The sequence below is a fragment of the Thomasclavelia cocleata genome (assembly GCF_900102365.1).
In the GTDB taxonomy this organism is placed as follows: Bacteria; Bacillota_I; Bacilli_A; order Erysipelotrichales; family Coprobacillaceae; genus Thomasclavelia; species Thomasclavelia cocleata.
Genome location: NZ_FOIN01000039.1, coordinates 1 through 25,291, shown reverse-complemented (window position 1 = coordinate 25,291; position 25,291 = coordinate 1). Strand labels below are relative to the sequence as shown.

Annotated in this window: 23 protein-coding genes; 5 read left to right on the top strand and 18 right to left on the bottom strand. The window is 29.5% G+C overall.

The window, feature by feature from the left end; translation table 11 throughout:
* From BMW96_RS11420 to epsC, 5 genes are all read right to left on the bottom strand, one after another.
* On the bottom strand, positions 1–4,881 hold a 4,881-nt coding region (locus BMW96_RS11420), incomplete at its 3' end, for a family 20 glycosylhydrolase (protein ID WP_177165844.1).
* Positions 4,882–5,134: 253 nt separating this feature from the next.
* Positions 5,135–6,235: an AI-2E family transporter gene (locus tag BMW96_RS11415; protein WP_092356015.1), complete on the bottom strand. Its 1,101-nt coding sequence runs from the start codon at positions 6,233–6,235 to the stop codon at positions 5,135–5,137.
* A 2-nt stretch (positions 6,236–6,237) separates the two neighbouring features.
* Positions 6,238–6,432, bottom strand: a complete 195-nt coding sequence (locus tag BMW96_RS11410; protein WP_092356012.1) for a hypothetical protein — start codon at positions 6,430–6,432, stop codon at positions 6,238–6,240.
* 23 nt (positions 6,433–6,455) lie between these two features.
* A complete protein-coding gene (locus BMW96_RS11405; protein ID WP_092356009.1) occupies positions 6,456–7,058 on the bottom strand; it encodes a phosphatase PAP2 family protein in 603 nt (200 codons plus the stop codon).
* A complete protein-coding gene (epsC, locus tag BMW96_RS11400) occupies positions 7,030–7,572 on the bottom strand; it encodes a serine O-acetyltransferase EpsC (RefSeq protein ID WP_092356006.1) in 543 nt (180 codons plus the stop codon). The genes BMW96_RS11405 and epsC overlap by 29 nt, the downstream gene beginning before the upstream one ends.
* Positions 7,573–8,377: 805 nt before the next feature.
* On the opposite strand from epsC, the gene BMW96_RS11395 reads away from it, so the two are divergent.
* Positions 8,378–8,662 (top strand): hypothetical protein, encoded by a 285-nt coding sequence (locus BMW96_RS11395; protein WP_092356003.1) that lies wholly within the window; start codon positions 8,378–8,380, stop codon positions 8,660–8,662.
* Between the two features lie 31 nt (positions 8,663–8,693).
* Here BMW96_RS11395 and BMW96_RS11390 read toward each other — a convergent pair whose 3' ends face one another.
* The 9 genes from BMW96_RS11390 to BMW96_RS11350 all read right to left on the bottom strand — a co-directional run bounded on the left by BMW96_RS11390 (position 8,694) and on the right by BMW96_RS11350 (position 18,105).
* Positions 8,694–9,908 carry a pyridoxal phosphate-dependent aminotransferase gene (locus BMW96_RS11390; RefSeq protein ID WP_092356000.1) on the bottom strand — a complete coding sequence of 405 codons (1,215 nt, stop codon included), beginning with the start codon at positions 9,906–9,908 and terminating at the stop codon, positions 8,694–8,696.
* Between the two features lie 7 nt (positions 9,909–9,915).
* Positions 9,916–11,148, bottom strand: a complete 1,233-nt coding sequence (locus tag BMW96_RS11385; protein ID WP_092355996.1) for a M24 family metallopeptidase — start codon at positions 11,146–11,148, stop codon at positions 9,916–9,918.
* A gap of 58 nt (positions 11,149–11,206) precedes the next feature.
* Complete coding sequence (locus BMW96_RS11380; protein ID WP_092355993.1) at positions 11,207–12,868, bottom strand: peptide ABC transporter substrate-binding protein; 1,662 nt, start codon at positions 12,866–12,868, stop codon at positions 11,207–11,209.
* A 17-nt stretch (positions 12,869–12,885) separates the two neighbouring features.
* On the bottom strand, positions 12,886–13,860 hold the full coding sequence (locus BMW96_RS11375; RefSeq protein ID WP_092355990.1) for an ABC transporter ATP-binding protein: 975 nt from the start codon (positions 13,858–13,860) through the stop codon (positions 12,886–12,888).
* A gap of 3 nt (positions 13,861–13,863) precedes the next feature.
* On the bottom strand, positions 13,864–14,874 hold the full coding sequence (locus BMW96_RS11370) for an ABC transporter ATP-binding protein (RefSeq protein ID WP_092355987.1): 1,011 nt from the start codon (positions 14,872–14,874) through the stop codon (positions 13,864–13,866).
* 15 nt (positions 14,875–14,889) lie between these two features.
* Positions 14,890–15,825 carry an ABC transporter permease gene (locus BMW96_RS11365; RefSeq protein ID WP_092355983.1) on the bottom strand — a complete coding sequence of 312 codons (936 nt, stop codon included), beginning with the start codon at positions 15,823–15,825 and terminating at the stop codon, positions 14,890–14,892.
* A gap of 11 nt (positions 15,826–15,836) precedes the next feature.
* Positions 15,837–16,754 (bottom strand): ABC transporter permease, encoded by a 918-nt coding sequence (locus tag BMW96_RS11360; RefSeq protein ID WP_092355979.1) that lies wholly within the window; start codon positions 16,752–16,754, stop codon positions 15,837–15,839.
* Between the two features lie 237 nt (positions 16,755–16,991).
* Positions 16,992–17,525 carry a thermonuclease family protein gene (locus BMW96_RS11355; RefSeq protein ID WP_092355976.1) on the bottom strand — a complete coding sequence of 178 codons (534 nt, stop codon included), beginning with the start codon at positions 17,523–17,525 and terminating at the stop codon, positions 16,992–16,994.
* Positions 17,518–18,105, bottom strand: a complete 588-nt coding sequence (locus BMW96_RS11350; RefSeq protein WP_092355973.1) for a ribonuclease H1 domain-containing protein — start codon at positions 18,103–18,105, stop codon at positions 17,518–17,520. The genes BMW96_RS11355 and BMW96_RS11350 overlap by 8 nt, the downstream gene beginning before the upstream one ends.
* A gap of 123 nt (positions 18,106–18,228) precedes the next feature.
* On the opposite strand from BMW96_RS11350, the gene pepT reads away from it, so the two are divergent.
* Entirely contained in the window at positions 18,229–19,437 is a 1,209-nt protein-coding gene (pepT, locus tag BMW96_RS11345) for a peptidase T (protein WP_092355970.1), read from the top strand.
* Between the two features lie 4 nt (positions 19,438–19,441).
* Positions 19,442–20,338, top strand: coding sequence for a diacylglycerol/lipid kinase family protein (locus tag BMW96_RS11340; RefSeq protein WP_092355968.1), 897 nt, complete (start codon positions 19,442–19,444; stop codon positions 20,336–20,338).
* Positions 20,339–20,448: 110 nt separating this feature from the next.
* Here the strand turns inward: BMW96_RS11340 and BMW96_RS11335 are convergent, their stop codons facing one another.
* Genes BMW96_RS11335 through BMW96_RS11320 form a run of 4 tightly spaced genes read right to left on the bottom strand, consistent with a single transcriptional unit; the run spans position 20,449 to position 22,413 of the window.
* A complete protein-coding gene (locus BMW96_RS11335) occupies positions 20,449–20,628 on the bottom strand; it encodes a PspC domain-containing protein (protein WP_092355964.1) in 180 nt (59 codons plus the stop codon).
* 2 nt (positions 20,629–20,630) lie between these two features.
* The gene (locus tag BMW96_RS11330) at positions 20,631–21,410 is read right to left on the bottom strand and encodes a DUF4097 family beta strand repeat-containing protein (protein WP_092355960.1); all 780 of its coding nucleotides are present in this window, start codon (positions 21,408–21,410) and stop codon (positions 20,631–20,633) included.
* Positions 21,407–22,096, bottom strand: coding sequence for a DUF1700 domain-containing protein (locus BMW96_RS11325; protein ID WP_092355957.1), 690 nt, complete (start codon positions 22,094–22,096; stop codon positions 21,407–21,409). Before BMW96_RS11325 ends, BMW96_RS11330 begins: the two co-directional genes overlap by 4 nt.
* Positions 22,096–22,413, bottom strand: coding sequence for a PadR family transcriptional regulator (locus BMW96_RS11320; RefSeq protein ID WP_092356018.1), 318 nt, complete (start codon positions 22,411–22,413; stop codon positions 22,096–22,098). The genes BMW96_RS11325 and BMW96_RS11320 overlap by 1 nt, the downstream gene beginning before the upstream one ends.
* 329 nt (positions 22,414–22,742) lie before the next feature.
* Here BMW96_RS11320 and BMW96_RS11315 point away from each other — a divergent pair, with 329 nt between their 5' ends.
* Positions 22,743–24,383, top strand: a complete 1,641-nt coding sequence (locus tag BMW96_RS11315; protein WP_092355954.1) for an aryl-sulfate sulfotransferase — start codon at positions 22,743–22,745, stop codon at positions 24,381–24,383.
* Between the two features lie 678 nt (positions 24,384–25,061).
* Positions 25,062–25,291 (top strand): transposase (locus BMW96_RS14395; RefSeq protein WP_472573230.1); only part of this gene is annotated, 230 nt, incomplete at its 3' end.

Genomic DNA, 25,291 nt, shown 5'->3' with positions numbered 1-25,291 from the left:
TAATGCTTCTATACTTCCTTTTAAGCTCTCTATTGCTTTTTCTACTGTTGCATAGTCTGCTTTTGGATCTGCTAATAATTCACTTGCTTTTTCTACTTCTTTTTGTAGTGCCTGCCAGCTTTTTGCTGTATAGTTTGCTGCATTTAATCCATTTGCCTTATTGATTAATTCCTGTAATAAATCTTTATTTGGTTTCAATCTTAATTCTAGGAATGCTTTAATTAATTCTGTATATGCTTCATTTACTTCTTCCTGCATTGCATTTTCATTAGCTAGTACATCTTTTGCTTCATCTAATACTGGAAGCATTGCATTCCATGATACCTCACTGTAGTCAGCTTGATTTAAACCTTCTATTTGAGTTACTAATTTATCTAAATCAGTTTTATTTCCTTTGAAGAATTCCAACATATGCATTACATTTGCTAGACGATCAAATGCTGTATCAGCTTGTTCTTGAGTTGCGTTAGCATCATCTAAAACTGCTTTAGCATTAGCTAATGCTGCTTTAAATTCATTAACAACCGCAGGCACAATATTTTCTAAGTCTTTATCAGTAACCTTATCAGCTACTTCAACTGCTATTTGTAAAGCTAGTTTATTAGCCTGATCTTCAACATCAATTTTTTCAAGTGCATTGATTGCATCATTAAGAACTTCAATTGCTTGATCCACCTCTTGTTGAGTTGCATCTTCTTTTTCAAAAATACTTTGAGCATTTATTAAACTTGTCTGTAAATTTTGATAACTTTCAACAGTATAATCATCAGAATTTATAAGTAAAACTCTATTAATAATTTCTTCTAAACCACTTTTATCTATCAATACTCTTTCTAACTTTAAAATTGACTCTCTTAAATCCCAAGTTACAATATCAATATCTTTTTGAGATATTTCATCTTGTGTCAATAATTCTTTTGCTTGGTTTAGAATTTCTAAATAAACATCATAACTTTCTTCAGTATACAGATTTGCATCAATAACTTCATTTACAAGTTTTTCTAATTCTGCTTTATTTGCTAAAACATCTAGTGACAAATATGCTTGTCGTAACTGTTCAACAGCTTCATCTATCTCTCTTTGTGTACTTTCTTCTTTGTTACAAATAACTTGAGCCTGTTGTTTAAACTTCAAATAATTTTGATAACTATTGATAGTATAAAAACTTTGGTCTATCTCTCGAACTAACTCACTCTCTAAAACTTTTTTATCAATGATAGGCTGTGAATTAATAATGATTTCATTCAACCGCCACCATGTTGCATCATTATCTTGAGTAGCTAAAACTTTTATTCCTAATACATTAGTTGCCTCTGTTAATGTAATAGTTTGATCACCAATATTTTGTAATATTTGTAATGTTTCAAATGTTTTACCATCTTTTGTTATCTGAAGTTCACCATATTTTAAAATATCACGATCAGAAACTAACCTAACTGTTTCTAAAAAGATAGGCTCTCTAAACATAATTAAAACATAATCCCCTGCTTTTTGATAATTTCCTTTCCAATATGTTGTTGAAGTATCAAAGTCAAAAGCATATTGAGCATTATATACATATCCAGTTTTAGGATCCTGATATGGTGATCCATTAGCTGTAACAATTGCAAATTTTTTCATATATAATTGATTTTTTGCTTCTTCTATTTGTGTAACAGCTAAGTTTATTCTGCTTTGTGATGTATAAATATCATTATAAATAGATTGACCGATTCGTTTTGCTAGAACATAATTATCTAAAGCTTTACTGTCATATAAAGTATCATCAATACTTTCTTTAAGTAATTCTTTTAATCTTGTTTTATCTGTTTTTTCAATATCTGTAATACCATTATATAACTGCTCTACTTGTTGATTAATAATTGATATTAATGATTTTATTTCTTCATATGTTCCTTTTTGTAAAGCCAAATTTAACTCATTAATATTATCATTCAACAATTCTCTAAAAACACGATTTAATTCAGTTTCTTCAACATCATTTAATGCCTTATTTGCTTGAATAATAATATCATTAATTTCTGTTTCCGTAATTCCATATACTTCAAATTCAGTAAAGTTTCCGGAATAATATCCATTACCAGCCCAAGTAGCACAGAACATTTTCGTTTGTTCATATTTTACATATCTTGCTCTTGTCACCTGATTTAATTTATGTATATCTATCCCACTACTTCCACCATCAATATTTTCCTGAATATCAATACATTGCCAATTTTCTTTATCACTAGATATATATAACTTATAAGATCCAGGTTTTTCTTTAAAATGAATCTTAATATTCTCTAATAAACACACTTCATCAAGATCAATCTCTACCCAAGCAAAATCATCTCTATTAAGTGAAATTCTAGTATTATAATCTCCATCTGTAGCATTTTGTGGATCAAACTGTGGATGCACTAAAGTTCCATCTTCATTATAGCCACCTTCAACACCACTAACTGTTACAACTTTATTTAACGCCAGATTTGATGATTCACTAACCAAAGATGTTTTGATTTGATTAAAGACAGTCATTGATTTTAAATATCCCTTGATTCCTGAACCAATTTTTTCAACTGGTAAAACAAATGTACTACTAGCCTGTTTATTTGCACTTACTTTATAATACTGACCATTTCCAACTAAAACATTATCAATATATAGCTGTAAATCTGTATTACTACAAGTTAAGCGATAATTAACCATCGTATTTTCAACAATATCATAATCAAATAAATAAACATATCCTTTTCTTTGATATCCCATTTTACCAGTATTATCATAATTATAATACATCACCCCATCTTTACCACTAAATATAACTGCATTAGCTGGAGTAGATGAAGATATCATCATTTCAAAATCCACTGTATATGGATACCCAATTGAATCAAATGGTAGTGAAACATAACCTTTTCCATCTAATAATAATGCATTTTTATTTAAATCTACTTTTAATTCTTTAACTATAGCATCATAACCATTTCCAGATAAATCTTTAACAGTTCCTTGATCAACATCTTTAAAGTCATAATCAGCTATTACTTCTCCATTTGATCTTATATAACGAGCTGGATTAGCATTTGGCGCAAATTGCCCAAATTTTTCTACTCTCTCCATAAACTCTTCACCTGTTTGTCCAGCTGTCTTTTCACCATACCAGTTTTTTTCAGCCATTATCATAATTTGATCACGATGTCGATCAAAGATATCGAACTCAGATGCTCCCACTTTGATATCATTCCATAAAGCTGCCTCTGATCCTAACATTAAAGGATGACCAGGTTTAACAATCTCATCATTAGAAATCTTTCCTGCCTCCCATGTATCATATAAATTTTTAATATTTAAATAGTTTTGATAACCTGCTGCTGGAACAATATATAAATATCCATCAATATTATTAATCATAGGATATTCACCTTCAAGCATTAATTTAAGATTAGCAAAACTTCTTGCCCAAAAATGAAATACTGCTTCATTAGATACAGGGGTTGTTCCACCATAACTACTGCCTTCAACATTTAATCCTGACCATAATCTTGGCTGAATATTTTTTGAATTTACATATTTTATCAATTCATCCATATATGCTCGCATTTGTTCATTATGACCTGATGGATATTCATCTGTCCCAATATTAAACTTTTGATTTTGAAATACTGGATCTTCTCCATCCAAAAACTCATTAAATAATGATTTTATAAACGCAACAGCCTGTGGGTTAGATAAATCAATGTGACTTCCATCAAGCATAATTGAAGGATCAACATAATTTATTGAATGACAATGAGCTGGTGTATCAATCTCAGTTACAACCTCAACACCATATTGATAAACTTCTTTTTGATACTTTTTATAATCTTCTTGTAAATATACTTCTTCCTCTGGTATCCCAGAATTAATTGCTGGATACTTCTTGCTTTCTACTCTAAATGCTGTTGATTGTTCTCCACCATCATCATTTATATGTACATGAATCTCATTTAACTTATAAAATGCTGCATATTTAGTAATTTCTTCTAAATAATCTAATGGCATATAAAATCTTGCAACATCTAACATCGTAGATCTAACTTGATATTGAGGATAATCTCTCATTAACCCTTTTGGTAATAACATATTTTGATTATCCATCAACATTTGTGATAATGTTGCTCCAGCATATAATAAACCTTTTTGCTCTGGCGCCTTCACTGTTACATAATCATCAATATCTATAGTATAGCCTTCTATACCAACTGATAAATTCTTATCTAATTCAAATAAAATATCACCTGATTCTACTTGTTTAGTAACGATTTTAGCATCTGATTGTGTCATTTCTTCAATATAAAGCAATATTTTAGATGCTGTATCTTTCAAAGAATCATCTTTTATAATTATATTCCCACTAAATTTAAAAGTCCCTTGATTTCCTTTCCACTCACGAATACCTGGTAAAACTCTAGGTCGGTTTATCTGACCATCATCGTATTGACCATTTACTTTAACTATAATTGGATCATCCATATGTAGACTTTCTTTTGTATCAATGTTTTCTACTTGATAATATAAATATACAATCATATCTTCTAATGGTTGTGTTATTTGACCATCTTTACTAATAACCGCACTATTACTTGTCCCATATAATGAAATAGTGTACTGATCATTTTCTACTTCTGGCAAGATTATCTTTTTACCATCTGAAGATAATGTTGGTGTTTGATCTTTTATATTATTATATATTTCCATCAGCTGTTTATCAGAACTTATTTTTTCTACTCCTAATGATGTCCCAATATTATCTACCCTTTCAATAAAAAGAGGTTCTTTTTCAGCTGCTGATATATTTATCATAATCATTGAACATAATACACTCATACACAATAACATCACAAATATTTTCTTCATTTTTTCCTCCAATCTATGATATTGATTTATCATAAATACAAAAGAACAACTATAGTTAAAACCTTTTAATCATTACTAAGCTTATCAGATATACATAATTATCAATCCATTATCCTCCTCCTTTTCCAACAAACTAAAACAAGACCTAAAAGAGCGCATAATAGCATTCTTTTATGGTCTTGCCTAATTAAATAGTAACAACCCTTATATTATAATAATACTCCCCGAATCATCTAAAAACAAACATTTTTTACTATTTATCAATAATTTTATTTTTACGATACTGAAGAAAATCATTAAAAAACATTCGAATTACGCATATTAAAGGAACTCCTAAAAACATCCCTATAAATCCAAATAAACTACCAAAAACTGTAATTGAACAAATAATCCAAAATGGTGAAATACCAACACTATCACCTAAAATACGTGGTCCTAAAATCAAACCATCAAACTGCTGTAAAGCAAAAATAAACACTCCACAAGTTAATGCTGGCATAAATCCCTCTATCAACAAAACAATGAAAACAACTGGGATTCCACCTATAAATGGTCCAAAATACGGAATCATATTAGTAACCAAAATCACAAAAGCCAATAACGGAAAGAACGGTAACCCCATTAAACCAAAACCAACTAATGCAATTAATCCAATAATTAGTGAATCAATAAATTTACCATAAATAAATTTACCAAATATTCGATGTGATTTATATGCATATTCATGAATTAAATCAAGATTCTCTTTTTGCACAAATGATAGCATAAAACGATCAAATATAACTGCTAATTTTTCAGCTTCAATTAAAATATACGGACAAAAAATCAATCCCATTAAAATCGTTAACAAAGTACTTCCTGTTTTACCAGCTAATGCAATCAACTCTACAAAATCTTTACTACTAAAACTTTTCAACGAATTAACAAAAGTCTTTTCAAATCGGATAATTGTTTGAGCTATATTAGGGTCATTAAAAGTTTTATTAATTGAACTTTCAAATCCTTTGACATATGTATCTATGTTTCTAATAAACTCAACTGCATAATCCATTACCATTGGAATCAGTCGTGTAAGTAATAGAGTAACTAATAAGATTACAACTAAACTCACTAATAAAACACTAATAATTCGTTTATGTTTGTTTAAAAATTTATTTTCAATATTTTCAAATAATCTCGATACAATCTGAACTAATGGTTCTAAAAAATAAGCTAAAATCCCTCCAATTATAATTGGAAAAAAAGCATTTAATAAAATAGAAAACCATGATATATCAAAGGTTTTATAAATTACAATTAAAATTATACCTACTATCAATAAACTACTATACTGTTTTAATCTATTTCCTTGCATCATTAATCTCCTTGAATCACTAGTTTAATTATACCACAATTCTTCTTATAATATCTATTTTTATTCCATAACTCTATAAGTTGATTTATATACGTTATACTCATAGCTTCATATATTTCATTAGTTATTAAATCATATAAATGATACTCATCATTAATAGTCACCAAAGTTAGCTTATATTCGGCTAAATTTTCCAAAATAAAACCTCCTTTTTAGCATTCTATGCACCAAAAGAGGTATTATTACAAAAAAACAAGACCAAACTAAGTGATAATAATGTTCCACCTGCAACATCACTAAAATAATGAACCCCAAGATATACTCGGCTTAAATCAACTACTACAATCACTATTATACATAAACAAATCAGAAGATATCTAAAAGTAAAATTGCTACGATATAAATAAACTATAATCATTGCATATAGACAACTAATAGCCATCGCATGACCACTAGGAAAACTATAATTCGTTTCTTCAATCAAATGTATTACATCAGGCCTAGGCCTTTTAACAACAAACTTTAAAACACGATTGATTATTTGTTGCAAAAACGAAATAACTAAACAATTTAATGCATATTTTTTATTATAAATGAAAATACATAAAATCATTCCCATTATTCCCATAAAACTTCCTAATTGAGTTATCATTATAACTGCTTTAGTTACAACTGGGCTTTCTAAACTATTTAATCTTTGATAAATTAACATATCTAATGGTCTAATAATATCGTTTTGAATTAAATAATAATCAAAAATAAATAATAATAATGGTCCTAAAAATAACCATTTCCTATAATTCTTTATTAACCCTAATCCCATTTTCTTTAACTATAAATGCTGGTACTCCAACTACAGTACAATTATCAGGTACATCAGCTAATACAACTGTCTGAGCTCCAACAATACTATTATTACCTATCGTTACATCTCCAATAATTTTAGCCCCAGCAGAAACCATTACATTATTTAATAATGTTGGATGACGTTTAACTTTATGTTCCCCAGTTCCAACTCCTCCCAATGTTACTCCTTGATATAATACACAATCATCACCAATGATAGTTGTTTCTCCAATCACAACTCCCATACCGTGATCTATAAATAAACGTTTTCCAATCGTTGCACCAGGATGAATTTCAATTCCAGTAAATAATCTGGCTAATTGACTTAAAAACCGTGCTAAAAATTTCATATGCAGTCTTTTCCATAAAAAACTATTGATTCGATAGAAAAACATTGCATGTACACCAGGGTAATTAACAATAACATTCAATGCATATCTAGCAGCTGGATCTGTTTCCAGTACTTTTCTAATTAAACTTTTATTTTCCACATTCTCACTCCTTCTAGTTAATATAACGATAATTCATGAATATTGCAACTGATATATTAATATTTTATGTTTAACACCATCTTTTATCTAGGCTAAAGTTATCATACTTAGCCTTCTAATTTATCTCTAATAAAAATAAACAGAACTCTTCCCCTTTGAGTTCTGTTTAAAATATTAGATACTATTATAGTGTGTATCTTTCTTCCCCTTATAAATCAATAAATGATTTATAAATAGATTATAATCCAAATTATACAAATGTCAATATAATTATTGATTAATTCTAATTTTTTTTTATTTTTTTAGTATATAACTAAAGTTTTTATAAAAACAACACTACTTGTATACAATTATTAAATTAATTCATTATTATGCAATGTTTCTTTACAATACATTTATAAAAAATCAAATATTATTTCTCACACTATTTAACTAAAGGTAATCATTACTATATGTTATTTAAACTTTTAAGTTAATATTATTGATTATGGCAATATCTATATAAACTGTACTGATAATTAGAAAAAAATTATTAATAAATCATTTCTATCAACACTACGACTAATTTATTATTATGATTTCATAATAAGTAGTACTCATAAAATTATGACTATTAAAACAATTAGAATATATTTTCTCACTCATATTATTAACTATCTTACAATTTTGCTTTCTACTATTACTACAATCATATTTAGTTTTCATCTATATTATTACTATATCTGACATAATTATATATAGTTAATATTGCATTTCAAATAGATTTATGGTATTTTATTATGGTAAACATCAAAGGAGAATGGCTATGTATTTTGTAATAAATTGTTTTATTAGTGCAGTATGTATCGCCTCTTTAATCTTATTTATGGATGTATTTCCTAAATTGGTTAAATTATTAGTAGGAGCAGTTCAAGTTATTACTACTTCATATGCAATAGCAATTTTAATTAAGAAAATTGGTGAATGGACTTCTATTTGGTCTGGAGATTATAAGTATATTAATTCTAATTTCTTATGGATCTTGCCAATTGTATTAGTAGTAACTGTACTAATTGCATACATCTGCAATAAAAAATCTAAAAAAGCATAATAAAAACATGAATTAATAAAAATTCATGTTTTTATTTTATTCCTTTTTCTAAAGCTATTTTATTCAATACTTGTGCCATTCCTTCCAATGCTTCAACAACAACCTCATTATCACGATAAACGCCTAATACTATACGTATATGCCCTTCTCCACCAGGACCATAATTTACTCCATCATTTACAGCAACTTTTGCTTCATCTACTATGCGTTTACAGATAGTTGAACTATCACCTAATTCACTAACATCAACCCAAGCTAAAAAACCAGATTCTGGTAATTTCAATTTCACTCCAGGAATGTTATTTAAAATTTTATATGCCTGATGACGCCTATAATCATACGACTTTTCAAATAACTCCATGAATTCTGGATGTTTAAAAGCCTCAACTGCAGCTATTTGACTAACAGTATTTGTTGCTCCAACAACACTTACTGCACATCCATACATAACATCCATTATCTTATCTGATGCAATAATATACCCTACACGATAGCCACTTAACCCCATTCCTTTAGATATCGAGCAAACAGTAATTGTATGTTCAAACATATCAGGTAAACTCATTGGTGCTATATATTCGTTTTCAAAAGTAAAATCATCAAATGCCTGATCACAAACTAAAACCAGATTATACTTTAATACTATTGTTCTAATCGCTTCCAAACTTTCTTTACTATAAACAGTAGTTGTAGGATTATTTGGATGAGTTAAAACAATCATTTTTGTTTTATCTGTTACTAAGGCTTCTAAAGATTCCATTTCTATTTGATAATCATTATTACTCTCTAATTTATAGACTACTGGTGTAGCTTGCATCATTTTAATATTTTGCATATTATTTGGATAACTTGGACAAGGAATAATAACTTCATCATCTTTTTGTAAAAATGGGAACATCGCAAAAAATAATGCACTATCGCTGCCTGGTGTAATAATTACATTTCGTTCTGGAATAATTTCAACCCCGTATTTTTCCAAAAACCTGCTGCATATTACTTCTCTAAGCTCCATATTTCCCGTAGGAGCAGTGTAATGTGATGAAATAGGTGATTTAATTGCTTCAATTGTTTTATCCATTATATGGCTCGGAATGGAAAAATCAGGCATAAAAGGATCTGCCCAACCCATTAACGCTACTCCTGCTTCAGCCATCTTTGTATAACTATCACCAACATCAGCTTTTTCTACCTCACTAAATAGTCCACCCTCAAAATTCAAAAACTCTTTTTTCATTTTACTTTTCATACTATACCTACTTTATAAAATAAATATTTTCACGGCCAGGATATAAATAAATCAAACCATCTTTAGTAAAAGCAATTGTTTCTTCAGTATAAAAATAATAATCTTGCCCAAATACTGTAGCCTTAGTATTTAATTCTAAAGCATAAGTAGTATCATAAGACATTAATATATCACCCTTTACTGGAATCCGATTTTGATTATTCCATAATCCAATCGTTGTTCCTGGACCATGACCATAAATATTACATGGATGTGAATATAACACTGCCTCAATCCCTTCTTCTTTTGCTTGATTCAATGAATCCATTAAAACATCATTCCCACTCTTGCCATCTGCCATCTTTGAAGCAACAATATCCTGAAAACGATCATTAATTCTCATTCCTTCTAATAAATCTTGTGGAATCTCATCTTCATCATCTTTAGCGATATATGCTAACCTTTGTGTATCAGTACAAATATTTAAATATCTAATTCCAAAATCACAATGCAATAAGTCACCTTTTTCAATAACTCCAAAATATCTTGGATTATCTAATCCTGCTCTTTGCAAATCAACAGTTGGCTCAAACCAATAATCTAATCCTAAATCTTTTACTCTTTGCATCATCAACCATTGAAGATCCTCACATGTAGTAACCCCTGGAACTATACTATTCTTACTAAAAGCTTCCTCAATGATAGAAAAAGCTACTTTCATTACTTCAGGATGTAACTGCAATTCCATTGGTGTTCTAAGTTCCATCAATTTAATTGCTAACAAATCATTACGAACTATACGTTCAACATACTTTGTATCCATTTTATTTGTAAGCATTTCATATAACCCTTGAGTTAAACCATCACTAAAAGAAAAATTATCAGATACATTAACTGCAATATTTTTAGGATCAAATTCATTACAAAGACGATTTAAACAAGCCATTTGATCTTCATTATTGAAATCAGTCCAATAACTTTCATAATAAGGCGCTAATTCCTCACTTGGCATACATAAAGAAAAACGATGTATTTTTTCACCATCTTTTACAAAAACAAACATTGAAATACGTCTAGCTGTAGGATAACAAGCTGGTGTAATAGCATGAAATAATGGATCCTCATTATATTCTTTAGAAGCACTGATCCACATATCTACATCATTATCATTCATTACTTTTGGTAGAATTATTTCTAAGCGCTCTTTTAAACAAGCATCTCTAATTTCATATTGTTCTTTTACTGATTTTATCTTTATCATTATATCCCTCCTATTAAAATAAGGTACACTTTAGGTGTACCTTATTAATAACTAAATGTTATTTTGCAATTTTTGCATAAGCTAATTGATAATGTCCCTCAGGTGAATGAGTAACTCCAGTTACTTTAGATGATAATAAATATGGTTCAGTATATCCAAATAATGGAATAATATAATGTTGATCACCAACTAAATAGTTTTCAGCATCATGTAAACCTTTCATACGTTCTGCACCATCTAATACATTAGCAGTATTTACTAATCTTTCAAATTCAGGATCATCAACAGTATTACCTAAAGTAGTTTTTCCTACATACATTGATAAATATGCCATTGGATCAATAAAATCTGCAGTCATTGCATGACGAGCTAATTCAAAATCACCTTTATCACGAGCATCAAAGAATGCTTCTTTTTCAGTAGCAACTAATTCAAGATTGATATATGCATCTTTCATTGAAGCCTGCATAGCTTGAGCTACATTTTTATGCATTGTGTTATCGTTATATTTATATGTTAAATTTAACATATTATCTTTACTATAACCTTTAGATTCCATGATTGCTTTAGCTTGTTCTAAATCATAAGAAGCTAATTTTTTAACTTCATCTTGTTCTTCACGGAAATCACCATTTACTCCAGGAATACCTGCTGGAATTAAACCACTTAATTCATAAGCATTTTCACCATATCCTAATGCTTTTAAAACATTAGCACGGTTAATAGATAATCCAAGTGCATTACGGATATCTTTATCTTTTAAAACTTCATTTGTATTTTCTTCACCAGAATTAATTAATACATAGTAGTTACATACAAATGGATCAATTTTCCAAGATTGTTCTTTTAATTCTTCTTTAGCATTGATTGAATCAATATTACATGAAGTAGCGAAATCAATGTCACCACTTTCAAACGCACTAGTTTGTGCATCCATATCTGCCATTACTTTAAATGAAATAGTATTAATTTCTACTTTATCAGCATCAGCAAATTCTTCATTTTTTACCATAACTACTTCATCTTTAGTATTTACAGAAGTAACTTTGAATGCCCCATTGTAAGGAACATCATCTTTATTTCCCCAACTTGAATCATTGAAATCACCATCTTTAGCATTTTCTTTCAAGTAATCTTCTCTAACTGGATAGAATACAGTGTTAGTTAATAAAGATGTAAAATAAGCACATTTAGCTTTTAATTTAATTTCAATAGTAGTATCGTCTAAAGCTTTTGCCCCAAAATCTTTTAATTCATCCATAGTAGTATATGGAGTATCTACTTCAGCACCAGTCTTTTCATCTTTTACCATGTGAGAAGTACCATCAATATATTGCCAGATGAATTGTGTGTAATATCCTTGAGTAGGAACTGCACGTTTCCAAGCAAATACGAAGTCAGAAGCCTTTACTGGCTTACCATCACTCCATTTAGTACCCTCTTTCATTTTGATAGTGTAAGTTAACCCATCTTCACTGATTTCAGGCATATCAGTAGCTAAGCTAGGAATAACATTACCTTCAGTATCAAGAGTATATAACCCTTGATAGACTTGTGTTAAAATGTTAGCAGTAATTGAGTCGTCTACAATAGCAGGGTCCAAATCTGCAGTATCCCCACCAACAGCAACTCTCAAATCAGCTTGGTTTCCACCACCACAACCTGTTAAACAAGTTAAGGCCATTAAGAAACAAAGGCTATAAGTTAATAGTTTTTTCATGTCTTTTCCCCTTTCAACTATTTCTCATATAAGAAACATGCTACTTGACGATTTCCAACATTTTTCAATGTTGGTTTTTCTTTAGCACATCTCTCAGTTGCCTTGGGACAACGTGTCCTGAATACGCATCCACTAGGCGGATTTATCGGACTTGGAAGTTCACCTTCCAATACGATACGTTTTTTAGAACGTGCAGTCTCTGGATCTGGAATTGGAACCGAAGAAAGCAACGCTTGTGTATATGGGTGTAATGGCTCATGATAAACATCATCAGCTCCCCCCACTTCAACTATATTTCCTAAATACATTACCCCAATTCGATCTGAAATATGTTTAACCATACTCAAATCATGAGCAATGAATAAATAAGCAATTCCCATTTCTTTTTGAATCTTTTCAAGTAAGTTAATAACTTGTGCTTGAATTGAAACATCAAGAGCAGATATTGGTTCATCACAAACAATAAATTTAGGATTCAAAGCAAGTGTTCTTGCAATCCCGATTCTTTGTCTTTGTCCACCTGAAAATTCATGAGGATAACGACGAATATGATCTGGTTTCAATCCTACAATTTCTAATAGTTCTCGAACCCTATTTTCACGTTCTTCTTTAGAATTATAAATTCCATGAATATCCATTGGTTCACGAATTATTTCACCAACTGTCATTCTTGGATTTAAACTCGCATAAGGATCTTGGAAAATCATCTGCATATCACGACGGAACTCTTTTAACTTAGCTCCTTTAATTTTTGTAATATCTTCACCATCAAAAATAACTTTACCAGCAGTTGGCTCATAAATTTTAACCAAAGCTCTACCAGTAGTACTTTTTCCACATCCAGATTCACCTACTAAACCAAATGTTTCACCTTTAGCTATTTCAAAGTCAACCCCATCTACCGCTTTTACAATTTGTTTCTTTGCTAAGAAACCACCAGAAACAGGGAAATGAACTTTAAGTCCTTTTACTTTTAAAATTGGTTCACTCATTTTCTATTTCCCTCCCTTTAAAACTTTAGGATTTCCAAGCCAGCATGAACAAACATGTGTTTTAGAATATTCACGATATTCATCCATTTTAAGCGGACAAATATTCATTGCATCTTCACAACGATCTACAAACGGGCAACCATCAGAAATATTTAATAAATCAGGCGGTGATCCAGGTATTGGATGTAACTCTTTTCTTTCTAAATCATCAGGATTAGCTATACAAGACAGTAACCCTTTTGTATATGGATGTTTAGGATTATAGAAAATCTCATCTGTAGTACCAATTTCAACAACCTTACCACCATACATAATAGCAATACGATCACAAATACTTGCAACTACTCCAAGGTCATGGGTAATCATAATAATCCCAGAATCTATTTCATTTTTTAATCCACTAATCAAGTCTAACACTTGTGCTTGAATAGTTACGTCTAATGCTGTCGTTGGTTCATCAGCAATTATAATTTTTGGATCACAAGCTAAAGCTATTGCAATAATAATTCTTTGTCGCATCCCACCTGAAAATTGATGAGGATATTGACGAATACGATTTTCTGGTGAAGGTATCCCTACCTTCTTCATCAAATCTATAGCTTTGTTTCGTGCATCTGCTTTAGATATTCCTGGATTATGATTAAGAATTGGTTCAACTAACTGAGTTTCAATTCTAAGTGTTGGATTCAAAAATGTCATTGGATCTTGAAAGATCATTGCCATATCATTACCACGAATATCATTCATTGCAGCTTCATATTTTTTATTTGAATCAAAATATAACGGTGAAATTTCTTTACCATCGATCTTAATTGATCCATTTGTTACTCTACCATTACCAGCAAGCAGCCCCATAATCGAAAACATAGTTTGTGATTTTCCTGAACCTGACTCACCAACAATTCCTAATACTTCACCCTTATCTACATAAAAAGATACATTACGAACAGCTCTAACTGTTCCATTTTCGGTACTAAATTCAGTAGTAAGGTCATTAACTTCTAACATTTTCATTTTATAACTTCCCTCCTACTTCTTCTTAGGGTCAAGGGCATCCCCTAAACCATCTCCAATAAAATTTAAAGCTAACATTGTTAAACAAATAGCTAAGACTGGCCAAACAACCTGTAATGGCTGTGAGCTGATCATTGCTCTAGCATCATTAGCTAATGTTCCCCAACTTGCTTTTGGTGCTGAAAGACCAATTCCTAAGAAACCTAAAGTAGCTTCATAAAAAATTGAACTTGGAACTAACATTGAAAATGATACAATAATTGGTCCCATACTATTAATAATTAAGTGCTTTAATAAAATACGTGGTTTACTAGCACCTAATACAAACGCTGCTAAAGAAAATTCCTGTTCTTTTAATGTCATAACTTGTGCTCGTACCTGACGTGCCATCCCCATCCATGAGGAAATACAGATACCAATAATAATTGATAAGAAATTTGATCCCATTACAACAGTAATCATGATTAAATATAACATATCTGGAATCGAATATAATGCATCAACAATTCTCATCATTACCATATCAACTTTTCCACCAACATATCCTGCAATTGCACCATAAGTAACCCCTACTAATAAAGAGATAGTTGCTGCAGAAAAACCAACAGAAAGAGATATTCTACCACCATACATGATTCTTACTAAAACATCACGTCCAAAACGATCTGTCCCTAAAAAATGATCCATTGAAGGAGCTGCAAATGTATTAGCCATATCTTGTCCATCATAAGTATACTGAGATAACATTGGTATTAAAATACTGCAAATAGCCATTAATGCCAAAAAACATAATCCAATTAAAGCTAATTTATTAGCTTTAAATCTTCCCCAGGCATCAGCTAAATATGTTTTACTTTCATATGAAATTTTTTCACTATTCTTTTTTGAATCATCTAACTTCTCAAACATATCAGGAGTAAGTTCGATGTCCATAATTCTATTTTCTTCCATCTTGCTCCCCCTTATTTTAATTTAATTCTTGGATCGACTGCTGCCGATAACACATCTGTAATAATATTGAATGTAATAACTAAAAATCCTAAGAAAATTGTAAGCCCCATAATCATCGAATAATCACGACTTTGTATACTTGATACCATTTCACGACCAATTCCAGGAATCGCAAATAATGATTCAATAACGAAACTTCCTGTAAGCATATATGCAAATGCTGGTCCTGCATATGTAATTACTGGTATCATTGCATTTTTAAGAGCATGTTTAATTACTACCTTTTTATATGATGTTCCTTTTGAACGTGCTAAAATAATATAATCCTGTTTCATTACTTCTAGCATACTGCTTCGAGTTAAACGACAAATCATTGAAATTGGATAAAAGGCCAATGACATTACTGGTAACACATAATTCCCTGGACTGTTTAGTCCTACGAATGGGAAAAGTTTGAATTTAACCCCTAAAATAATAATCAACAAAATCCCTATCAAAAACGATGGTACAGATACACCGATTGTCGCAACGAACATACAAAGATTATTTACCCATTTTTGCTTTGAAAGCGCCGCAATAGTCCCAAGCGTAATTCCTATAACCAATGCTGTAGCAAATGCCACTGCCCCCAGCTTAGCTGTAACTGGGAAACTTTGTGTAATCGTATCTGATACTTCCCGTCCTGAACGAACAATACTTTCTCCTAAATCCCCATGAATCAAATCATTCATATAAATAGTGTATTGTTCAAAAATCGGCTTATCTAAGTTGTACTTTTTAATTGCCAATTGCCGTTGTGCCTCGTTCTTGTATTTCTCCCCACTAATTGGTGACCCTGGAGTTGCTTTCATCAAAAAGAAAGTCGCTGATGAAAGTAAAAACAAGGTTACAATTCCAATAAGCACTCGTTTTAAAACATACCTAAACATTTAATCACCTATTCCTTTACTATATATCTATTAGAATACCTTAAAATGTACCAAATTTCAAACACTTTTTTACATACAATGTCCGCAATTATCTAAGTATTCAGCCCAAAAACCGCTAATTGTATACGATTATACACGTTTTTTAGACAAAAAAATTTTTAAAAAAAATTTTTAATTTTTCTTAATTAGAACTAAATTTTACGAAAAATTCGAAAATTGTACTAACAACAATACAATTTAATCATTCTCATAAATACCTTTTTTTAATCTTCTAGCATTCATATCAGCATCAACTATATCCTTTTTATAAGTATAATCATAACCATAATCATAAAACTTCTCAACTAGACCCTCATTTGCTAATTTTTTCTGTAATAACTCTCCATCAACAAATACCCAAGCTAATAACCGATCATATTTATCAGTTGTATCTCCATCTATATTTAACTCTAATTCAATTTTTGAAGCATTATTCAATTGCTCTTTAGTATAATTACTAGCTTCTTTACCATATGGCTCAATTACGTTAGTTGATTCTGGGGTATCAATATACAAAAACCTCACCTTAGTATTTTTTCCATTCACATCAAACCAGGCAGTATCTCCATCAACACACTTATTCAAAGTAACTTCAAACCGTTTACCTGGTTCAATAGTTTCATGATCCTGATAAAAATTATATCCTGCAATAATTAATATTACTAATATCCCTATCCATGATTTCGCTAATTTTTTTTGTTGCTTTTTAGTTATTTTAATTTTTTTAACCATTTATACCTACCGCCTTTTTTGCAAGTTTATCAGCACGTTCATTATAAAAATCCCCACTATGTGCTAATACTTTAACAAAGCAAATTTCTAATGTTTTACGATACATCGCAACTTTTTTTTGATAAGCCTGAGTTCCTATTTTATTAGCTTTCCATAATCTATTTGCCCACTTTTCAATTCCTTCATAGTCATAATAAATACAAATCTGAGCATAGCCATTATTTTTAGCATATTCCATCGCACAAATACTACCTAGTATTTCACCAGCTACATTACGCATAGAAACATAATCTTCATCATTACCTTTACCATACATCTCTTTTATTACTTGTTGTCCTTCAATAATTACACACCCAAATCCATATTCTTTTGTTTTAATATTATAACTTCCATCAACATATGCTATCAATCCATTATCAACCTTAATTTTCTTTTCCTCAAGAAATACTTCTGCTTCATCTTTACTATTAAAAGATTTATATACTGCCCCTTTAAATTTATCAACCTGTTGTTTACATTCATCCCAAGTCAAATAAATTCCTGGTTTTCTACCTATTTTTACTGTATAAAATTTTGCCATAATTACTCCTTATCTAAAAATATATATTATTTTAAACTAGAAAAAAAAAATAGTAAAGAGACAAGGTTGTTTAATTAATAATAATGAGTATAATTAAAGTATTAGAATCAAAGGAGAAATAATATGAATATTGAAGAAAGATTTTTAAAATATGTAAGTTTTGATACACAATCAGACGAATACTCAAATACAACTCCCTCTACTTTTAAACAATTAGAATTAGGAAAAGAGTTAGTAAAAGAAATGTTAGAAATAGGTATTGATGATGCTCATTTAGATGAATTTGGTATTGTTTATGGAACTATTAAAGGTAATGGAGGAACAGGTGATGTAATTGGATTTATTGCTCATATGGATACTTCACCAGATGCAAGTGGTATGAATATCAAACCACAAAAAGTTACTAATTATGATGGTTCAATCATCAAACTTAATAATGCTTTGAATCTATCATTAGATCCAGAAGAATTTACTAGTTTAAAAAAGATGATCGGTCATGATCTTATAACTACTGATGGTACTACATTACTTGGGGCAGATGATAAAGCTGGTGTTGCAATCATCATGGATTTAGCTGACTATTTATACCATCATCCAGAAATCAAACATAATGATATTAAAATAGCTTTTACTCCTGATGAAGAGGTAGGACGTGGTGCTGATAATTTCAACGTCGAAAAATTCAATGCCAAATATGCATACACATTAGATGGTGGTGACATTTGCGAATATAATTACGAAAACTTTAATGCCTACAGTGCTAATGTTAAAATTACTGGTAAATCAATTCATCCTGGTAATGCTAAAGATAAAATGGTTAGTGCTATTAATGTTGCAATTGAATTTGAAAATATGTTACCAGCTCAGCAAAAAGCTTATTTTACAGACGGTTATGATGGATTTAATCATATTCATCATCTAGAAGGTAATTGCGAAGAAGCAACACTTGAATATATTATTAGAAATCATAATCTATCATTAGCTAAAAAACAAATTAATGATTTTAAACGTATCAAAAAATATTTAGATGAGAAATATGGTTACGAACTAATTAGTCTAGAAATTAATGAATCATATTTAAATATGGCTGAAATAATTAAAGATAATTATTATATTATCGAAAAATTAGAAAAAGCTATGAAAAAATTAGGAATAGAAGCATATGCTAGCCCTATCAGAGGAGGAACTGATGGCGCACGTCTAACATATATGGGATTGCCTTGTCCAAACATTGGTACAGGTGGAGATAATTTTCATGGTCCATTTGAATTTGTTTCTTTAACAATGATGAAACAATCTGTAGAAATATTAAAAGAATTAGTTAAAGAGTAAAGTTATGAAGCGTTGCTTATTTATTGTTAATCCATCTGCTGGACAACGTTCTATTCAAAACAATTTAGACAAATTAATTGGTCAACTTATTTTAAAACAATTAGTCAATCATGTTGATATTTTCTATACATCTAAAAAAGATGATGGTTATTATAAAGTATTAAAATGTGATGAAAAAAATTATGATTTTATTACTGTTGTTGGTGGAGATGGCACAATCAATGAAGTAGTAAGCGGAATGGTTGAAAGTCATAAAACTATCCCTTTATGCATTCTAGCTGCTGGTACAGTCAATGATTTTGCTAATTACTTAAATTTACCAACTGAAACCAATGCAGTATGTGATTTAATTAATAATTTTCATACTGTCTGCTGTGATGTTGGAAAAATTGATAATCGTTATTTTATGAATGTTGCAGCTGGAGGAATGTTTAGTGATGTATCTTTTAGTGTTAGTAAAACCGATAAAAAAAGACTTGGTCCTTTAGCTTATTATTTAAATGGGTTAGCTAATTTACCAAGCCAGTTAAATACAAATATTGACCTTAAGATCATATTAGATGATGTCAATGTTATTGAAGAGAGTGCTAAAATGTTTATGATTACCAATACTAATAGAGTTGGTGGTTTTGAAAATATTATTCCTCTTGCTGATATTCAAGATGGTTTACTAGATTTAATTATCATAAAAAAATGTTCTGTAACTGATTTGGTCGCCTTATCAAAAGACTATCTTTTAAAAAAACATGCTCGTAGTCCTTTTATAGCTTATTTTCAAGCAAAAAAAATTGAAATCTATAGTAAACAAGATGTTATAATTGACATTGATGGAGAACAAGGTTCTTTGTTACCTGTGACTATTGAAGTTGTAAATAAAACTATTAATATACTTATTCCATAATAAAAAAACAATAACTTTTTAAACATGAATTTAAAATACTAAATTCATGTTTTTTTTATATACATTCCCATTATTTTTATAGATAAAAAAACTGATGAAAACTCATCAGCTTAATGATTTGGAATAACTATTGCAGCAATAATATACGCTATAAAACCACTACCACCTATAGCAAAGAAAACAATCCAACCTAATCTAACTAATGTTGGGTCTAAATCAAAATACTCTGCAATTCCTCCACATACTCCACAAATCATTTTATCTCTATCTGAACGATATAAACGTTTCATTTTTACACCTCCATCTTTATAATGATACTACCAACATTACAATCTGCTTTAATAGAACGATTACCTCCATGATACTGATATTCATTACTTATACCATCGCCATGATAACTTCCTATTTCAATATCACCTAAATCACAATCCGCCTCATAACTATAATCACTTTCACTACCTGCCATAGTTACTTTAATATCACCTACATCCGCATCAAATTCACTTTTCTTACTATCTAACAACCCTATTTTAGCATTTCCTGCATCAACATCTATAAATATTTTATCAGCAATAATTTTATCTGCTTTAAAAGAACCAGCATCTACATCTACCTCTAACTCATCTACCAACAGATTTGGAACTTTAAAACCAGCTGCATCTATATCTATTTTTACTTCACCAAATTGATAATTTTTAGGAATATAGATTTGTACTTTAGTATTATTATTGATTGAAAAAAGATCAATTTTAAAATTTTCTTTAAATATTAAAGTATTATTATCCTGATATAATTCTGTTTTACGACTAACATTTTTAGCTACTACCTTAATTTTATCACCATTGTACTCACTTATTTCAAAATCCCCTGCAGAAGCTTTAATATCTAACTCTTCAATATTAACAAATTCTTTTTCTATATCTCTTGTTTTAATAAATGGTAACGAAATATTTAATTCCCCTTGATGATATACACCTACAAGTTCATCAACACCACCTAATACCACTCCAGAAATAAATAACACTAATGCAATAACTAAAGATATGATTACTAACCAGGTAGTTTTTTTCATAACAACTCACCCACCTTTTGTATAATTGTCTTAATTAAATTTACTACTCCACTAACCATTAAGGGAATTGCTTTAACAGTTCCTCTTGCCAATGCAAAAAAACCAATTGATAATGCAATTAACCCAAAACCAGTTGCCAAAATAATTAGTCCCATTCCTGGAGTTGAGGCCAAGATCATAAATCCTTTAACAAGACATGCTACTGCACCAACTAAACAAATAACCCCACCTGTAAGAACTCCAATCCCTAATGCAAATAAAGCCGCTATAACACCAATACAAACTCCAAAAAGTCCTCCACCAATCGGTAATGCTAAAAATATTATCCCAATTATAATTAAAATTATTAAAATTCGGTTTCGATCAGGATTTTCCTTAAAATGATTTTCTTTTTTCTCCTTATCAATTACCTCAGCTTCAATAACTTCCCTAACTTCTTTATAATTAGCATTATCCATACCCTTTTCACTATATTCAATATCTTGATCAAATTGATTTTCAAGTCCTGCTTTAATAATTGCAGCAACTCTTTCAGGTGATCCTAAATCTTTAATTACTTGTGATTCATTCTCACTACCCGCTTCATCAAAATAATCTTCATAATATTGCAATGCTTCTTCACGTTCAATATCTTCTATATCTTGTAATAAATAATCTAATTTATCAATAAACTCCTTACGATTCATCAGAGCGCCCCCTCAATAATAGTATTAATTTTTTGAACATATTCATGCCATTCACTACGATACATCTCTAATTGTGCCTTACCCTCAGCAGTGATCTTATAATAACGACGATTTCTTCCCCCACATTCCTGATCATAGGTCTCTAAGCAATTATCTTTCAATAGCCTTCTTAGAACTGGATATAACGTTGATTCTGAAACATCCAGAGCTATTCTAACATCTTGTGTGATTTTATATCCATACGTCCCCTGAGACTCTTTTGAAACAACTGAAAGAACGATTGTATCCAATAATGCAGCTCCAGTATTAAATATCATCTGTATTACTCCTTTCATATTTACTCCACAACAATATTATATGTTATATAGTATTATCTGTCAACTAATAATATATACATATAAATATCATTTATAATATATTTTGATAATTGTTGTTTTTTAATCTGTATTTTCCACATACTTTTTTGGTTTATTATATAGTAAGTATGAAAATATAATTTATTATTAATTAAAGAAAAAAATATATATTAAAAATATTATTTATGATAAAGCAAAATATCTTGTTTATATACTAAATAAACTTAGATTAATAGTAAAATTAACTTTTTGTACCCCAATTATAAAAGCAAATGAAAATGGAGGAAAAAATGAAAAAGATCAAAAATTTATGCATTGGCTTATTAATATTTAGTTTAATTATAATATCCTTTAATATCAATAATTCTTTTAATACTAAAGTTTCAAGTAATGATAAAAACTGTTTACCATTAACACAATTGGAAAACACTAGTACTAATGTAAAAAAAATTTATAGTGAAAATTATCAGAATGAAATGTATCAGCAAATTGAAAAATATAAAATCATGAACAAATACACATCTGATAATCCACTATTAATAGAAAATCCCTTTGGCACTAATACTACAAGTATCTATATTTATTTCACTACAGAAATAGAATGCCAAGTATCTTACACAATCAGCTGTGAAGGTTATGAAGATTTTTCTAGAACCCTTAATACTAACACAACAAGCGGTTTCACAAAAAAACATGAATATCTTTTAATAGGTGCTATTCCTGGAGCTAAAAATACTATCACTTTACATATCAATAATAAAAATAACCAAGAAATAGATACATTATCCTGGTCATATCAAGCTCCAGATTTACAAGGTGGTAATGAATATATTACTGTTAATACAACTACATATGATAATACTTCACCATTAAGTAACGGACTTTATACTGTTTTAGGCAATGATGTAACTGAAGATAGCGATGTCTTAGCATATATGCGTTTATATGATAATAATGGTATAATTCGTAGTGAGGTCCCTATTATCTCATATCGTTCTCATCGATTATTATTTGAAGATAATGCAATGTATATGAGTGTTTCCAGTACATTAATTGTAGGAATAGATCAAATTGGATATGTTAGTAAATTCTATGATACTGGTAATTATAAACTACATCATGATTACATCTTTGATAATGATAATAATTTAATTGTTCTTGCCAGTGAAAAAAATGCTAAAACAAGTGAAGATAAAATTATTATGATTGATTATGAAAGTGGTACAGTTAGTGAATTAATTGATCTAATTGAACTTTTTCCAGATTATTATAAAACTGTCACTTTACCTAAAAATGCTGATGACCTTGATTGGATGCACATTAATTCTTTAGAACTTATAAATAATGATAATCTAATAATAAGCTCTCGTGAAACATCAACAATTATTAAACTTAATGATATATATGAAAATGTTAAAATTGATTATATGATAGGTTCCAACAATTTTTGGCAAGAGAGCAACTACAATAACTTGCTTTTAACTAAGATAGGTGATTTTTCAATGCAAGCTGGGCAACATTGTGTAACCTACCAAGAAGATAGTTCATTAGAAAACGGTGCATATTACCTATATCTTTATAATAATAATTTAGCTGTAAGTTCAACCCAACCTGATTATGATTGGCAAAAAGACGATAATTACCAAAATGCATATTTTAATTCAAAGGAAGGTACATCTTATTATTACAAATATTTAGTTAACGAAAATAATCGTACTGTTGAATTAGTGAATACTATTCCTGTAGACTATTCTGGATATGTCAGCAGTGTACAAGAATTAGAAAATAATATAATCATTGATAGTGGTATGGCAATGACATGGGGAGAATACGATAACTCTGGAACATTAATTAAAAAATTTACTACTATTGGAGGAAAGTTTATTTATCGTGTTTTTAAATATGATTATAATGATTATTGGTTTCAATAATCATTATTTATTTCCACAAAATAATACAAATAATTCTAAATTAATGGTAATTTTTATGTACCATTAAACCTATTTTTAATAAAAATCAACTTAAATCAAACAACAAATATCTACTTATTTCCTTAACTATCAGATTATCTACGGGTGGAGTTTTTCCATCTTTTTCTTTAGAAGACTTTCTAATATATCACATTCTATTGTAAAGTTGACCTGATATATATTTATTCATTAAATCCGTCAAATAAGATTTTAAAAATATCTGTTTCTAATTTACACCTTTTCTAAACAAGGGCGGAAGTAAAAACAGCAAGAAAGGAATAATCAAAAAATTTAAACAGTTCATCTTTTAAGAAAACAGATTCCATAGAGATAATAACCTTTATAACAATTTCAAATTCAGTTTCAGAATTTTTACAAAAGATCAAAGTCATTTCACTCATTTTTTAATAATATAATTCAAAACATTTATAATGCATAAAATTGTTCATAGCTACTTCCAATATATACCTTGATCTATTATCAATTTTTTATTGATAATAGACCTTACATAAGTTCAACAATATCAATACAAATTTGAAAAATAAAAAAGAAGGGGCTGTAACGAGTAAATAACTCATTTCAGTTTCAAAAAAACGAAAAAAAACACGGTCATCCGTGTTTTTTGGTATAATGTTAGTTATGAATACAACACTACACACAAAAAATTATAACGCATATCAACCGAATATGCTACTGGATTTTTCATTATCTTTCGAAAAAGATATTGCTCATGATGATATTTGTAGAACTGTTATTGAAGTTGCGGAAGGGATCAATGTTGCTAAGTATGTCGATTTCTCTAACAGAAATTCTTATGGGTATGATGGGGTTATGATGTTTAAAATCCTTATTCTTGCCAAATCACTTTT